Genomic DNA, 13,392 nt, shown 5'->3' with positions numbered 1-13,392 from the left:
TCATCGATCTGACATAATGTGCATTATCGGCATGTTCGCAGCGCCGCTACCGCCGGTCACAATCGAGTGACTTAATCGCGGTTTCGCGCATGGTGTCGCTTGACGCGGTTGCGATTCCCGCACCCCGCGGCGGTACACCAGATGCGGTTGTGGCGTGGCGAGGTGTCGAGATAGACCCAGCCGCACGCGTCGTCGCCGCACTGGCGTGCAGCGCGGAGGTCGGAGGTCAGCAGGTCGTGAGCAAGGAAGGCGATCGACGCACGCGGTCCGGTTGCGTCGGCGGGCGGATGCCAGTGCCACCGGTTGTCGCCGAGCTGCAGGCTCGAGCGGTTGAGGGCGTCGACGTGCTCGCGGGCGATGAGAGCCACGGCGTCCGGAGACTCGTCGAAGACCGCCTCGTAGACGGCTTCGCGGAGCGCGATGATCGCTACATGCTCCGCCGCGGTCGTCTCGGGCGTCGAGGAGGCGAGGGCGCGGAGGGCGTCGGGATCGGCGAGCAAGGCGATCTCGGCGCACCAGTCGAGCACCGCGCCGAAGTCCGGCAGCGTATCGATCGCGCGGGCATCGTCGAGTCGCCAGTGCACCGTGTCGACCAGGTCGAGGGCTGGGTGGCCCGCGACTCGCGGATAGGTCGTCGTGCCCATACTCGACAGTCTAATGCGAGCTGATCCGTTGACGCATTACAACGTGGAACGACATAGTTAACGTATGATCGAGCAATCACGCGTTAGCTCACGGTTGAGCCGCGACTTCGACCGATTCTGGCTGGCGCACGCGACCTCGGCAGTGGGCAGCCAGGTCGGCGATCTTGCCGTGCCCCTGCTGGCGGTCGTCGTTCTGCACGCGACGGCAGTGGAGGCCGGGCTCGTCGGAGTCGCCCGCTGGCTGCCGTTCCTTCTGCTCGCCCTTCCCCTCGGCGTCGTCGTGGACCGTTGCCGGCGGCGCCCCGTCCTCATTGTCGCGGACATCACGCGCGCGGCCCTCATCGTCGCTCTCGTCGCCGTCGCCGTGACCGGCGTGTTGACCTTCCCCGCCCTGTTGGGTCTCGTCTTCGTCATCGGAGCCTTCACCGTCGCCTTCGAGGTGGCGTACCAATCGTTCCTGCCCACGGTCGCCGCGCGGAACGAGCTCGAGAGAGCCAATGGGCGGCTGCAGGCGACGGCCTCCGCGGCTCAGGTCGGAGGGCCGGGTCTGGGTGGATGGCTGGTGCAGACCCTCACCGCCCCCTGGGCCTTGCTCTCGCAAGCCGTAACCTACGCGATCTCGGCTGTCGCGCTCCTCGACATTCGGTCCCGGGAACCGGACCATCCCCGCGTGCGCCGCGGCGCGGTCGCGGAGCTGCGGGAAGGCCTGCGGTACGTGCGTCGCGACCGCTACCTGGTCTCGCTCGTGGGCTTCTCGGCAATCTACAATCTCTTCGCTCAGTGGATCACGGTGCTGCTCCTCGTGCACGCCGTGCGCGAGCTCGGACTGACGGCAGGACATCTCGGCCTCATCTTCAGCCTCGGCGCGATGGGAGCCGTCGTCGGCGCTGCTGCCGCCCCCGCGAGCGTGCGGCGCTTCGGCGTCGGACCGGTCCTCATCGCCTGCGCCGGAGCAGAGAGCCTCGTGCTCGCGGCCATTCCCTTCGCGGAGGTCGCGTGGTCGACCCCCGTGATCGTCGCCGCGCTCGTGGGCGTGTTCGCCGTCAACGGCGCCGGCACCTCACTCTCGAGCGTCGTGGCCTTGACCTTGCGCCAGGTGCGAACGCCCGATCACCTCCTCGGGCGAGTCAACGCGACCATGCGATGGATCTCGTACGGAGTGGTCGCCATCGGCGCAGGCCTCGGCGGTCTTGCGGGCGAGGCGTGGGGCACGCGCACCGGCATCGCCGTGGGGTGCGCGGGCGTGTCGCTCACCCTGGTCTGGGTAACGGCCTCTCCCCTGCGCACCGTGCGCGACACCGCTAGTCTCGCGCTGACATAGCCATCCCTTATCGGCCGACGCGCGACGCGCCGAGAGGGGTCACGGGCCGATATACGCGGCCAGGTGCTGGCCGGTCAGCGTGGATCGGTCTGCGACGAGATCCGACGGCGTTCCCTCGAAGACGATGCGGCCACCGTCGTGCCCGGCGCCCGGCCCGAGATCGATGATCCAGTCGGCGTGCGCCATGACGGCCTGATGATGTTCGATGACGATCACCGACGTCCCCGCATCCACGAGCCGATCCAGCAGCTGCAGAAGCTGCGCGACGTCGGCGAGGTGCAGCCCGGTCGTCGGCTCGTCCAGCACGAGGACGCGACCCTTCTCCGCCATGTGCGTCGCCAACTTGAGTCGCTGACGCTCACCTCCGGAGAGCGTCGTGAGCGGCTGCCCGATCGTGAGGTAGCCGAGTCCCACATCCACGAGACGGCGCAGGATCGCGTGGGCTGCCGGGATGCGGGCGTCTCCGTCGGCGAAGAAGCGCTCAGCCTCCGCCACGGGCATCGACAGCACCTCGCTGATGTCCTTGCCGCCGAGGGTGTACTCGAGCACATCCGCCGAGAAGCGGCGACCCTCGCAGACCTCGCACGGCGTCGACACGCCCGCCATGATCCCGAGATCGGTGTAGACGACACCGGCACCGTTGCAGTTCGGGCAGGCTCCCGCGGAGTTGGCGCTGAAGAGTGCGGGCTTGACGCCGTTGGCCTTCGCGAAGGCCTTGCGGATCGGCTCGAGCAGTCCGGTGTAGGTCGCGGGGTTGCTCCGGCGAGAGCCCCGGATCGCGGTCTGATCCACCGAGACCACCTCGGCATCGGCGGGCAGCGAGCCGTGGACGAGCGAGCTCTTACCCGAGCCGGCGACGCCGGTCAGCACGACGAGGACGCCCAGCGGGATGTCGACGTCGACGTCTGCGAGGTTGTTGGCGGTCGCGCCGCGCACCTCGAGGGCGCCCGTGGCGGTGCGAACCGCGTCCTTCAGGACCGTCTTGTCACCGAGGTGGCGCCCCGTCAGGGTGTCGCTCTCGCGCAGGCCGGCGACACTCCCCTGGAAGCTGATCTCGCCGCCCGCGCTGCCGGCGCGGGGCCCGAGGTCAACGACATGGTCGGCGATCGCGATCGTCTCGGGCTTGTGCTCGACGACCAGGACGGTGTTGCCCTTGTCGCGCAGCTGCAGGAGCAGTGCGTTCATCCGTTCGATGTCGTGCGGATGAAGACCCACCGTCGGCTCGTCGAAGACGTAGGTGACGTCGGTGAGAGACGACCCGAGGTGCCGGATCATCTTCGTACGCTGCGCCTCTCCCCCGGACAGCGTGCCGGCGGGTCGGTCGAGAGAGAGATAACCCAGCCCGATGTCGACGAACGAGTCGAGGGTCTCGCCGAGGCCGGCGAGCAGCGGCGCGGCGGACGCGCGGTCGATGCCGCGTACCCACCGCGCGAGGTCGCTGATCTGCATCGCGCAGGCGTCCGCGATGCTGACGCCCTCGATCGTCGAGGTCCGCGCGGCCTCGTTGAGCCGTGTCCCGCCGCACTCGGGGCAGACCGTGTAGGCGACGGCGCGGTCGACGAAGGCGCGGATGTGGGGCTGCATCGCCTCGCGATCCTTGCTGAGGAACGACTTCTGCACCCGGGGCACGAGCCCTTCGTACGTGATGTTGATGCCCGAGACCTTCACCTTGACGGGCTCGCGGTACAACAGGTCCTCCCGCTGCTGCGCCGTGAGCTCGCGCACCGGCACATCACCCGGGACGAACCCCGACTCGGCGTACATGCGGACCGCCCAGCCGTCGGCCGTGAAGCCCGGGACCGTGATGGCGCCGTCGTTCAGCGACAGCGACTCGTCGAGGAGCTGGCTCAGATCGATGTCGGTGACCGAGCCCATCCCCTCGCAGCGCGGGCACATCCCGCCGAGAACCGTGAACGAGCGTGCCTCGGGAGCCGCGGAGGCCCCGGCGCGCTCCACCGTGATGGCCCCGGATCCCGTGGCGCTCGCGACGTTGAACGAGTAGGCCTGGGGGCTTCCCAGCCGCGGCTGCGCGAACCGGCTGAAGAGGATCCGCAGCATCGCGTTGACGTCGGTGGCGGTGCCGACCGTCGAGCGGCTGTTGGCGCCCATCCGCTCCTGATCCACGATGATCGCCGTCGTGAGGCCTTCCAGCCGATCCACGTCCGGCCGGCCGAGCGAGGGCATGAACCCCTGCACGAACGCGCTGTAGGTCTCGTTGATCATGCGCTGCGACTCGGCGGCGATGGTGCCGAACACGAGCGAGCTCTTGCCCGACCCCGAGACGCCGGTGAACACGGTCAACCGGCGTTTGGGGATCTCGAGCGAGACGTCCTTCAGGTTGTTCTCGCGCGCGCCCTCGACACGGATGACATCGTGCTGATCGGCGGGGTGCTCGTGCGGTGCGTCCCTCATCCGGCTCAGCGTACTTCGTCGACGCGCGGCAGGTTGGCGAGGAACTCGCGCGTCGCCCGGTCTTCTACGCTGGGATGATGCTCGAGAGTCTGACCGGATTCGCCGTGGTCGGCGTCGCGATCCTCGTCGGCTACATCCTCGGCCGCATCGATCTGCTCGGGCCCCACGCCCGTCACGTGCTCAGCAGGCTGACGTTCTACGTCCTCTCCCCCTTCCTCCTGTTCGCCGTGCTGAGCCAGGCCGACGTGACCACGCTGTTCTCGGCACTGCTGCCCGTCTCGGCGGTCGCGGCAGCGGCCGTGATCCTCCTGCAGGCCGTGCTGTCGCGGTTCGTCTGGCGACGCGGAGTGGGTGACACGGTCATCGCCGCGCTCTCGGCCGGGCAGGTCAACTCCAACAACATCGGCATCCCGCTCTCGCTCTACCTGCTGGGCAGCGCGGCGTTCCCGGCGCCCGTCATCCTGCTGCAGCTTCTGATCTTCACCCCGATCGCGCTGGCGATCCTGGATGCGGCGACGTCGGGTTCCCGCTCCTTCGGCCGCATCCTGGTGCGCACCGTCACGAACCCCATCGTCGTCGGCTCCGTCCTCGGAACCCTCGCCTCGCTCGCTCCCTTCGAGCTGCCGCCGCTCGTGGTCGCACCGATCGACCTGATCGCCAACGCCTGCGTGCCGGTGCTGCTCATCAGCTACGGCATCTCGCTGCACGGCCAGCGCGTCCTCGGTGAGCGCGCGCATCGGGGCGAAGTCATCGTGGCGAGCGCCCTCAAGCTCGTGGTCATGCCGGTGGTCGCATGGGGTGTGGCGACGCTCTTCGGGCTCTCCCCCGCCGACGTCCTGGTCGTCACCGTGCTCGCGGCACTCCCGACGGCGCAGAACGTCTTCAACTACGCGCAGCGCTACGGCGTCGGCGAGGTGGTGGCGCGGGACACCGTCTTCGTCACGACGGTGGGCTGCGTCCCCATCCTGCTGGCGATCGTCCTCATCGGGTGAAATCGGGCGTCACCCTCCCCCGCGATGCCGGAAGTCGCGCTACGGTGAGGGCGAACCCTCCCAGGTTTCTCACAGAGAGAGCAGCACATGTCCGAAACCCTCAGCTCTGACGGCAAGTCCGTCGTCAACGGCATCCGTACCGCCTTCGGCATCGGCGGCGTCGTCGCGCTCATCGTCGGCATCCTGATCCTGGTCTGGCCGCTCAAGACGGCCGCCGTCGGCACCGCGATCATCGCGATCTACGCCATCGCCTCCGGCCTCGTCTACGCCGGCATCGGCATCTTCTCGAAGACGCTCAGCGGCTGGGCGCGCGTGGGCCACATCGTGCTCGGCGTGCTGTTCGTCGTCGCCGGCATCGTCGCGCTCACGAACCTCGGCGACACCACGGTGTTCCTCGCGATCTTCGTCGGCGTCTTCATCGGCATCACCTGGATCGTCGAGGGCGTCGTGGCGCTCACGACGCTGGGCGCGGCCGGTTCGAAGGGTTGGACCGTGTTCTATGCGATCGTCAGCCTGATCGCCGGTGTGCTGCTGCTCTTCTCGCCGCTGTACGTCGCGCTGCTGTGGCTGTTCGTCGGCGTCTCGCTCGTGGTGCTCGGCATCGTGCAGATCGTCCGTGCCTTCACCTTCGGCAAGGGCGTCTGACACCTCCGCCGTACGAGGAAGGGCCCCGGATCCAGCGATCCGGGGCCCTTCCTCGTACGCGGGTGTCAGCCCGCGAGGAACGAGGACGTGTCGCCCACGAGACGCGTGTTGTCGGCCGGAACAGGATCGACGCCGGCCCGTGCCACCTCGGCGGCGAACTCGGCGACGTTGTAGAGCTTGCCGGCGTCCTCCCGGCGCAGCGCGATCGCCCCGGGGTTGGCGCGCTCCAGCAGGGTCGCGGTGATCGTGCCCTCGATCATGTCCCCCGACACGACGACCAGATCGACACCGCGCTCGGCGAGGGCCGGGATGCGCTCCCGCAGGGCGTCCTCGCCCGCACGCTTGGACAGCGCGACGGGCTCGTACTCCGCCATCGTCGCGGTGGTGCGGATGAAGTGGGCCTGGTGGCTCGTGACGAACACGACCCGCGAGCCCTCGTGCAGGAGCGACGAGGCCGACTCGAGCACGTTCACCTGGGCGTCGCGGTTCAGCGCGAGCGCGTAATCGGCGGCCATGCCGCTCTCCATGCCGCCGGAGGCGTTCAGCACGAGGATGTCGAGGCCGCCGAACGTGCGCTCCACCTCGTCGAACATCGCGCGGACGGAGGCGGGATCGGTCAGATCCGCACCGATCACCAGCGCCTCCACACCGAGTCCGCGCAGCTCCGTCGCCAGCTTCTCGGCGCGAGGCGCCTTGTTGCGGAAGTTGATGACGACGTTCGCACCGGCCTGGGCGAAGTAGCGCACCGTGTCGGCACCGATGCCGCGGGAGGACCCGGTGACGAGGGCGGTCTTCCCCGCCAGGCTGCCGGGTTCGAGGGGGGTGAGGGTTTCGGGCACAGGTACTCCAGATGTCAGCGGGCGAGCATCATCGCGTCGGAATCGAGCGTCACGATGCCCTCCGACCCTACCAATCCCGCTCCCCCATCCACCCCGGTACGGTGGGCGGAGGAGGCAGTCGTGACACACCCATACCTGCAGGACGCCCGGCACCCGAGGGTTCTCGCGCACCGCGGCCTGATGCCCGCCGGCAGCTCTCACATCGCCGAGAACTCGTTCGCGGCCGTCGCCGAGGCGCAGGCCGCCGGCGCCGAGTTCATCGAGTCGGACTGCCACCTCACGCGCGACGGCGAGGTCGTCCTCTTCCACGACGAGGACCTGTCGCGCGTCGCCGGCGACCCGCGTCTCGTGCGTGACGTCACGCTCGCCGAGCTCGAAGCCCTGATGGCCGACCGCGGTGGTGTGATCTCGCTGCGCCAGGCGTTCGAGGCGTTCCCGCTCACCCGCTTCAACATCGACATCAAGGCCGAGGATGCGGCGGCGCCCGCCGGCATGATCCTCGCGGACTATGCGGAACGCGCGCTCGTCTCGAGCTTCTCCGACCGCCGCCGACTGCGCGCCCTCGCCGTCGCGGCGGGCAAACGGCCGGAGCTGCTGCCGGCTACCTCGCCCGGCAGCGGCCGCCTGGCCCGCGTCCTCGCCGCCGTGGCATCCGGCTCCCGGCCGCTCATCGCCCGCGCCCTGCACGGCCTGGATGCGCTGCAGATCCCCGAACGGCAGGGCCCCCTCCCCGTGCTCACCCGCCGCCTCCTGGCGGCCGCGCATGCGCACGGTGTGGAGGTGCACGTCTGGACGATCAACGATCCGGACGACATGCGCAGACTCCTCGCCCGCGGCGTCGACGGCATCGTCACCGACCGTGCGGATGTGGCGCTGAAGCTCATTACCCGCGAAAGCTGAAAATCAGCTGTGAGTCGAAGCCCGAATGCGGTGCTTCGGATGATCCTCTCAAGTCCGCACGTTATACCGGACAAGCACCACGCGATGAGAGGACCACAAAATGGCAGACCGCAGTCTTCGCGGCATCCGACTCGGCGCCCAGAGCTTACAGAGCGAAGAGGGCGTCGTTTTTCATGACCGCACGCAGCACTCTTACGTCTGCAGCACCTGCAGCAAAGAGACCACGCTGACGTTCGCGGCCGACGCTGAGCCGCCCCAGACCTGGGAATGCCGCGCCTGCGGCGGAGAGGCCGCACTCCGTGTCGGTGACACGACCGTCGTCATCGACCACAGTGACGAGAAGGCCGCTCGCACCCACTGGGACATGCTGCTCGAGCGTCGTTCGATTCCCGAGCTGGAGGAGCTCCTCGAAGAGCGCCTCGCCTTCATCCGCGCGCGTCGCGGAGCCGGCGAGACCGCCAAGAAGAGCGCCTGACCGCTAGCCACTTACGGCGCCGTCCCCTCACGGGGTCGGCGCCGTTCTGTGTCACACCCGACGGCGGCGCCACGACAGGAGACCGGCGGCCCCGAGCGCGGCCAGGCTCCCGAACGCCAGCAGCGCGTGGATGGCGGGCCCCAGCGCGATGGCCGGCGTGACGCCCGTGTGCAGGGGGACGTCGGTGAGCATCGCGCCGGCGACGTCCGCCGGCAGCGCATCGATCACACCGCCGTCCGCGGCGATGACCTGGCTCGTGCCCACGGTGGAGATGTTGACGACGGCACGCCCCGTCTCGATCGCCCGCACCCGGGCGAACGCCAGCTGCTGCAGGTTCTCGTCGGTCCCGCGGAAGTCCGCGTTGTTCGTCTGGAACATGAAGACCTGGGCGCCGTCGTCGATCCCGGCCCAGATGACGTCGTCGTAGATCACGTCGAAGCAGATGGCCAAGCCGATGGGCACATCGTCGACCGTGATGACCGGCGCAGCGGTTCCCGGCGTGTACTCGCGCTGGATCATGCCGATCAGGTCGGGAGCCAGCATCTCGAACACGCGGCGATCGGGCACGTACTCGCCGAACGGCACGGGATGGATCTTGTCGTAGGACTGCGTCGCGCCCAGGCCCGCCTCCCACAGCAGCGACGTGTTGAAGTAGCGGTCGCCGCGGGCGGTCGCCGCGTTCACGAGCAGCGGCGCGTCGAGCCGCTCCGCGAGACGGTCGAGGATCGCGGCCGTCGCGGGGTTGTTCGTCGGGTCGGAGTCGATCCCGCCCTCCGGCCACAGCAGCAGGTCGACGTCCTCGTCGAGCACCGGAGCGGTGGCGGAGCGCTGAGCGCTGAGGACCGAGTTCGCGCCGCGCTCGTCGAAGTATCCCGCCGGGCCGTTGCCCTGCACGGCGGCGACCCGCATGGATCCCGCGGACGCGGTGGGGAACGCCGGCACGAGCAGGAGGAGGGCGAGGGCGCCGACGGGGACCGCCAGCATCCACCGCGTGCGCAGCGACCCGAGGCGCAGGAACTCGACGACCATGGCGCACACGAGGACGACGACGAACCCGACGCCCGACATCCCCACCCACGACAGCAGCTCGGCGAGGGGCCCCGACACCTGCGTCACCCCGATGCGACCCCACGGGAACCCGCCATACGGGAAGGTGCCGATCCACTGCTCACGGAGCACCCAGAGGCCCGCGACCACCGCGGGCAGCAGCAGGAGGCGCGCCCAACGGCCGGGGGCCGCGGCGGGCACCCAGCGGTACGCCCGGGCGATCAGGATGGCGGCCACGCCGGTGAGGAGCGCTTCGAGGAAGGACAGCGCCAGCCACGGCACGGGACCGAGGTAGCGCGCGGTGAACGAGACGTTCACGAGGAAGAAGGCGGCCCCGAAGACCGAGCCCACGAGGAGCGCACCGCTCCATCGGCGGCCGATGAGCGAGACGAGCGCGAGCGGCACGGCCACGAACGGCGCGAACCACCAGCCCAGAGCGGGGAACGCGGTGGTGAAGACGAGTCCCGCGAACGCGGAGACGATCACCGCCGCCCAGAGCGGAAGGGGCGCAGCGGAGGACCCCCAGACCCGACGCGCCATCTCAGGCTGCCGCGTAGGCGACGATGCCGCGCCGGACCGCGTCGAGCGCGGTACGGGCGGTGGCGGCGACCGGGGCGTCCGCGACGAGCGAGAGCTGGTCGAGGAGGTCGATGGTCTGCTTGGTCCAGCGCACGAAGTCTCCTGCTGCCATGTCGGCCTCGCTGAGCACCTGATCGAGGCTCGCGCCCCGCGCCCACGAGTACATCGCCTGCGACAGCCCGGGTGCCGGTGGCTCCGAGCCCGGCAGGCGGTTCTCGCGTTCGAGGTCGTCCAGCCGCTGCCAGAGATCCTCGGTGCGGCTGAGTGCCTCGCGGAACGCTCCGCGGGGCAGGCCCCGCTCCCCCATCCCCGACTCGTCGCGGCGCGGTTCGTACACGAGCGCGCAGACCAGGGCGGCGAGTCCGGGCGCGTCCAACCGTTCCCAGATCTTGCTGCGCAGGGACTCGGCGACCAGGAGGTCGCGTTCGCCGTAGATGCGACGCATCGTCCGACCGGCCTCGGTGAGCACCGTCTCGTCCTCGCTCATGCGCACGTAGTCGAGGGCCGTCAGCACCTGGACCACGCGATCGAACACGCGTGCCACGGTGCCGGTGCGGGTGGAGATCTGCGATCGCATCCGATCGGCCTTGGTGCGCAGCTTCGTGTAGCGCTCCACCCAGCGGGCATGGGAGTCGCGTTCCGGGCAGGACTGACAGGGGTGCCGCTGCAGTGCGCGCCGCTTCTCCTGCATCTCGCGCTGACGTCGATCCCGCGTGGCACGGGACGCATTCGCGTCCTTGCGATTGAGCTTCTCGAGTTCCGCGAGCTCGCGGCGGATCTCCGCGTACTCCAGGAAGTCGCCGCGGTCGCACGTCATCGCCTCGCGGTATCCGGCGAGGGACTCCTCGGCGGCGCGCACCTCGCGCGCGAGCCCGACGACCGAGCGGTCGGCCTGGAACTGCGCGAAGGACGACTCGAGGATCTCGCGGGCGCGCGGGCGCCCGAACTGGTCGATGAGGTTGACCGCCATGTTGTAGGTCGGACGGAAGCTGGAGTTCAGCGGGTACGTGCGCCGGGATGCGAGCGCCGCGACCGCCTGCGGGTCCATGCTCTCGGTCCACTGCACCACGGCGTGACCTTCGACGTCGATTCCGCGGCGGCCCGCGCGTCCGGTGAGCTGGGTGTACTCCCCCGACGTGATGGCCACCCGCGCCTCGCCGTTGAACTTCTCCAGCTTCTCGAGCACCACCGTCCGGGCCGGCATGTTGATGCCGAGGGCCAGAGTCTCGGTCGCGAACACGACCTTCACGAGCTTGCGTCGGAAGAGCTCCTCGACGATCTCCTTGAACGCCGGCAGAAGGCCCGCGTGATGGGCGGCGACTCCGCGCTCTAGGTTCTCGCGCCACTCCCAGAACCCGAGGACCGCCAGGTCGGGTTCGGGCAGCGCGCGCGTGCGCTCCTCCACGATCTCGCGGATGAGGCGACGTTCGTCGGCGTTGGTCAGCCGCAGCCCGGAGCGGCGCACCTGCTGCACGGCCGCGTCGCAGCCGACGCGACTGAAGATGAAGAAGATGGCCGGCAGGAGATTCGCGCGATCGAGGAGATCGACCACGTGAGGGCGATCGATGCGTTCGATGCGCCGGGCATGGGACGGCCGCACCGGACGCGCGGTGTGATGCGGCTTGCGCTTGCCGTCGTCGCGTCGGGACTGCATCGCGCGGCGGTTCTGCTCGTAGGTGCCCGCCGATCCGGAACGGATCCGCATCAGCTCCTGGTTGACCTGCGCCGTGGCCACACCGGCGCGATCATCGAACAGCGGCAGCAGATCGCCGCGCACCAGCACGTGTTGCTCGAGCGGCACCGGTCGTGTCTCCGACACGATGATGTCGGTGTCACCGCGCACCGTGTCGAGCCAATCGCCGAACTCCTCGGCGTTCGACACGGTCGCCGACAGCGACACCAGCGACACCTGCGAGGGCAGGTGGATGATGACTTCCTCCCACACGGCGCCGCGGAAGCGATCCGCGAGGTAGTGCACCTCATCCATCACCACGTACCGCAGGTCGCGGAGCGCCGACGACGACGCGTACAGCATGTTGCGCAGCACCTCGGTCGTCATCACCACGATGCGGGCGTTGGCGTTGATGTTGGTGTCGCCGGTCAGCAGTCCGACGTTCTCGGGGCCGTAGACCTCGCCGAGCTCGCGGAACTTCTGGTTGGAGAGCGCCTTCATCGGCGTCGTGTAGAACGCCTTGTCCCGCGAGGTCTGCATCGCGAGGTGGATCGCGAACTCGCCGACGATCGTCTTGCCCGCGCCGGTGGGCGCCGCCACGAGCACGCTGCGCCCCTCCTCCAGCGACTCGCAGCCCTCGATCTGGAACGGATCCAGCGTGAAGGCCTGCAGAGCCGCGAAGGCGGCGGTCTGCGGATGCTGCTGGCGGCGTGTGGCGCGCGCGAACCTCTCGGCCGGTCCGGGTTCGCTCACGCGCCGGTCTCTTCGAGCAGGGCGGCCTCTCGCTTGCGGCGGCGGCGGTCGAAGAGCAGCGACAGGCCGGCGGCGGCGAAGAACAGCACGATCAGGATCCCGCCGAGCAGCAGCATGCTGATCACGTCCGCGGCGGGCGTGGCGATGGCGGCGAAGATCGTCGCGGCCAGCACGGCGATGCGCCAGCCCTTGAGGATCGCCATCCCCGTCATGATGCCGGCGAGGTTCAGCGCGACGAGGAAGACGGGCAGCACGAACGAGACGCCCATGACGATCAGCAGCTTGAACACGAAGTCGTAGTACTCGGTCGCCGCGTAGAAGTTCACACCGCCCTCGGGGGTGAACGACCACATCACCTCGATGACGTGCGGCATGACGAGGATGCCCATGTAGCACCCGGCGAAGAACAGCGGGATCGCGGCGGCCACGAAGCCGACGGTGTACCGAACCTCTTTGCGCGTCAGGCCGGGCATCACGAACGCCCAGATCTGCCAGAGCCAGACCGGCGCCGAGAGGAAGATGCCGATCGAGAAGGCGATCCGCATCCGCATGTCGAACGGGCCGGTCACGGTGCCGAAGTTGATGGCGGAGAAGTCGTCGCCGCGCTTCTCCGCGATGATGCGGATGGGCTGCTGCAGCCACTCGATCACAGGGCCGCTGATGATGAAGCCGACGATCATGGCCACGACGAGGGCGATCGCCGCGATCATGAGCCGCTTGCGCAACTCGATGAGGTGCTGCCCCAGCGACATCCTCTTCTCGCGACGGGGCTTCTCAGGCTCCTCGACGCGCGGGAGTCCTGTGGTCACGTGGGTCAGTCTTTCGTGTCGGGCACTCCGCCCGACGCCGACGGGGCGTCGTTACGGACCACCGGAGGGACGTCGGTGACGACCGGCGTCGCGGTCGTGGCCGGCGCGTCGTCGTCCTTCATGGCCTTCATCTCACCCTTGAAGACGCGTGCGGACTGACCGACGCTCTTGGCGAGGGCCGGGAGCTTCGCAGCGCCGAAGAGCAGCAGAATCACCGCGAGGATGATGAGAAGGTGCGGCCATCCGAATGCGCCCATGGAGATCTCCCGAAGTGTTCGACGAGTCCTCAGTCTAACCCGCGTTC

General features: G+C 69.1%; 12 protein-coding genes. 5 read left to right on the top strand and 7 right to left on the bottom strand.

Going from position 1 to position 13,392, the window contains the following annotated elements; genetic code table 11:
* Positions 1–71: 71 nt before the first annotated feature.
* Positions 72–644 (bottom strand): CGNR zinc finger domain-containing protein, encoded by a 573-nt coding sequence (locus AB0N73_RS02200; protein WP_363559883.1) that lies wholly within the window; start codon positions 642–644, stop codon positions 72–74.
* Positions 645–708: 64 nt separating this feature from the next.
* On the opposite strand from AB0N73_RS02200, the gene AB0N73_RS02195 reads away from it, so the two are divergent.
* Positions 709–1,965 carry an MFS transporter gene (locus AB0N73_RS02195; RefSeq protein ID WP_363559881.1) on the top strand — a complete coding sequence of 419 codons (1,257 nt, stop codon included), beginning with the start codon at positions 709–711 and terminating at the stop codon, positions 1,963–1,965.
* Positions 1,966–2,004: 39 nt separating this feature from the next.
* Here AB0N73_RS02195 and AB0N73_RS02190 read toward each other — a convergent pair whose 3' ends face one another.
* Entirely contained in the window at positions 2,005–4,377 is a 2,373-nt protein-coding gene (locus AB0N73_RS02190; RefSeq protein ID WP_363559879.1) for an excinuclease ABC subunit UvrA, read from the bottom strand.
* A gap of 77 nt (positions 4,378–4,454) precedes the next feature.
* Here AB0N73_RS02190 and AB0N73_RS02185 point away from each other — a divergent pair, with 77 nt between their 5' ends.
* Positions 4,455–5,369: an AEC family transporter gene (locus AB0N73_RS02185; protein WP_363559877.1), complete on the top strand. Its 915-nt coding sequence runs from the start codon at positions 4,455–4,457 to the stop codon at positions 5,367–5,369.
* Between the two features lie 87 nt (positions 5,370–5,456).
* Positions 5,457–6,014, top strand: a complete 558-nt coding sequence (locus tag AB0N73_RS02180) for a DUF308 domain-containing protein (RefSeq protein ID WP_363559875.1) — start codon at positions 5,457–5,459, stop codon at positions 6,012–6,014.
* 65 nt (positions 6,015–6,079) lie between these two features.
* Here AB0N73_RS02180 and AB0N73_RS02175 read toward each other — a convergent pair whose 3' ends face one another.
* The gene (locus tag AB0N73_RS02175) at positions 6,080–6,853 is read right to left on the bottom strand and encodes an SDR family oxidoreductase (RefSeq protein WP_363559873.1); all 774 of its coding nucleotides are present in this window, start codon (positions 6,851–6,853) and stop codon (positions 6,080–6,082) included.
* 120 nt (positions 6,854–6,973) lie between these two features.
* Here AB0N73_RS02175 and AB0N73_RS02170 point away from each other — a divergent pair, with 120 nt between their 5' ends.
* Both AB0N73_RS02170 and AB0N73_RS02165 read left to right on the top strand, forming a co-directional pair.
* The gene (locus tag AB0N73_RS02170; RefSeq protein WP_363559871.1) at positions 6,974–7,753 is read left to right on the top strand and encodes a glycerophosphodiester phosphodiesterase family protein; all 780 of its coding nucleotides are present in this window, start codon (positions 6,974–6,976) and stop codon (positions 7,751–7,753) included.
* A gap of 100 nt (positions 7,754–7,853) precedes the next feature.
* Positions 7,854–8,228 carry an RNA polymerase-binding protein RbpA gene (locus AB0N73_RS02165; protein ID WP_363559869.1) on the top strand — a complete coding sequence of 125 codons (375 nt, stop codon included), beginning with the start codon at positions 7,854–7,856 and terminating at the stop codon, positions 8,226–8,228.
* A 51-nt stretch (positions 8,229–8,279) separates the two neighbouring features.
* Here AB0N73_RS02165 and lnt read toward each other — a convergent pair whose 3' ends face one another.
* The 4 genes from lnt to tatA all read right to left on the bottom strand — a co-directional run bounded on the left by lnt (position 8,280) and on the right by tatA (position 13,345).
* A complete protein-coding gene (lnt, locus tag AB0N73_RS02160) occupies positions 8,280–9,815 on the bottom strand; it encodes an apolipoprotein N-acyltransferase (RefSeq protein WP_363559867.1) in 1,536 nt (511 codons plus the stop codon).
* A 1-nt stretch (position 9,816) separates the two neighbouring features.
* Positions 9,817–12,279, bottom strand: coding sequence for a DEAD/DEAH box helicase (locus AB0N73_RS02155; RefSeq protein WP_363559865.1), 2,463 nt, complete (start codon positions 12,277–12,279; stop codon positions 9,817–9,819).
* Positions 12,276–13,031 (bottom strand): twin-arginine translocase subunit TatC, encoded by a 756-nt coding sequence (gene tatC, locus AB0N73_RS02150; RefSeq protein ID WP_363559943.1) that lies wholly within the window; start codon positions 13,029–13,031, stop codon positions 12,276–12,278. Before tatC ends, AB0N73_RS02155 begins: the two co-directional genes overlap by 4 nt.
* Positions 13,032–13,093: 62 nt before the next feature.
* The gene (gene tatA, locus AB0N73_RS02145; protein ID WP_363559863.1) at positions 13,094–13,345 is read right to left on the bottom strand and encodes a twin-arginine translocase TatA/TatE family subunit; all 252 of its coding nucleotides are present in this window, start codon (positions 13,343–13,345) and stop codon (positions 13,094–13,096) included.
* Positions 13,346–13,392 lie beyond the last annotated feature (47 nt).

Origin of the sequence: Microbacterium sp. NPDC089189, assembly GCF_040685095.1 — a bacterium.
GTDB lineage: Bacteria > Actinomycetota > Actinomycetes > Actinomycetales > Microbacteriaceae > Microbacterium.
This window is presented reverse-complemented; position numbering and strand designations above follow the sequence as displayed.

Coding starts and splice junctions, on each gene's coding strand:
- AB0N73_RS02180 (WP_363559875.1), top strand. CDS start 5,457: ATGTCCGAAACCCTCAGCTCTGACGGCAAGTCCGTCGTCAACGGCATC.
- tatC (WP_363559943.1), bottom strand. CDS start 13,031: ATGTCGCTGGGGCAGCACCTCATCGAGTTGCGCAAGCGGCTCATGATC.
- AB0N73_RS02165 (WP_363559869.1), top strand. CDS start 7,854: ATGGCAGACCGCAGTCTTCGCGGCATCCGACTCGGCGCCCAGAGCTTA.
- AB0N73_RS02195 (WP_363559881.1), top strand. CDS start 709: ATGATCGAGCAATCACGCGTTAGCTCACGGTTGAGCCGCGACTTCGAC.
- AB0N73_RS02185 (WP_363559877.1), top strand. CDS start 4,455: ATGCTCGAGAGTCTGACCGGATTCGCCGTGGTCGGCGTCGCGATCCTC.
- AB0N73_RS02190 (WP_363559879.1), bottom strand. CDS start 4,377: ATGAGGGACGCACCGCACGAGCACCCCGCCGATCAGCACGATGTCATC.
- tatA (WP_363559863.1), bottom strand. CDS start 13,345: ATGGGCGCATTCGGATGGCCGCACCTTCTCATCATCCTCGCGGTGATT.
- lnt (WP_363559867.1), bottom strand. CDS start 9,815: ATGGCGCGTCGGGTCTGGGGGTCCTCCGCTGCGCCCCTTCCGCTCTGG.
- AB0N73_RS02200 (WP_363559883.1), bottom strand. CDS start 644: ATGGGCACGACGACCTATCCGCGAGTCGCGGGCCACCCAGCCCTCGAC.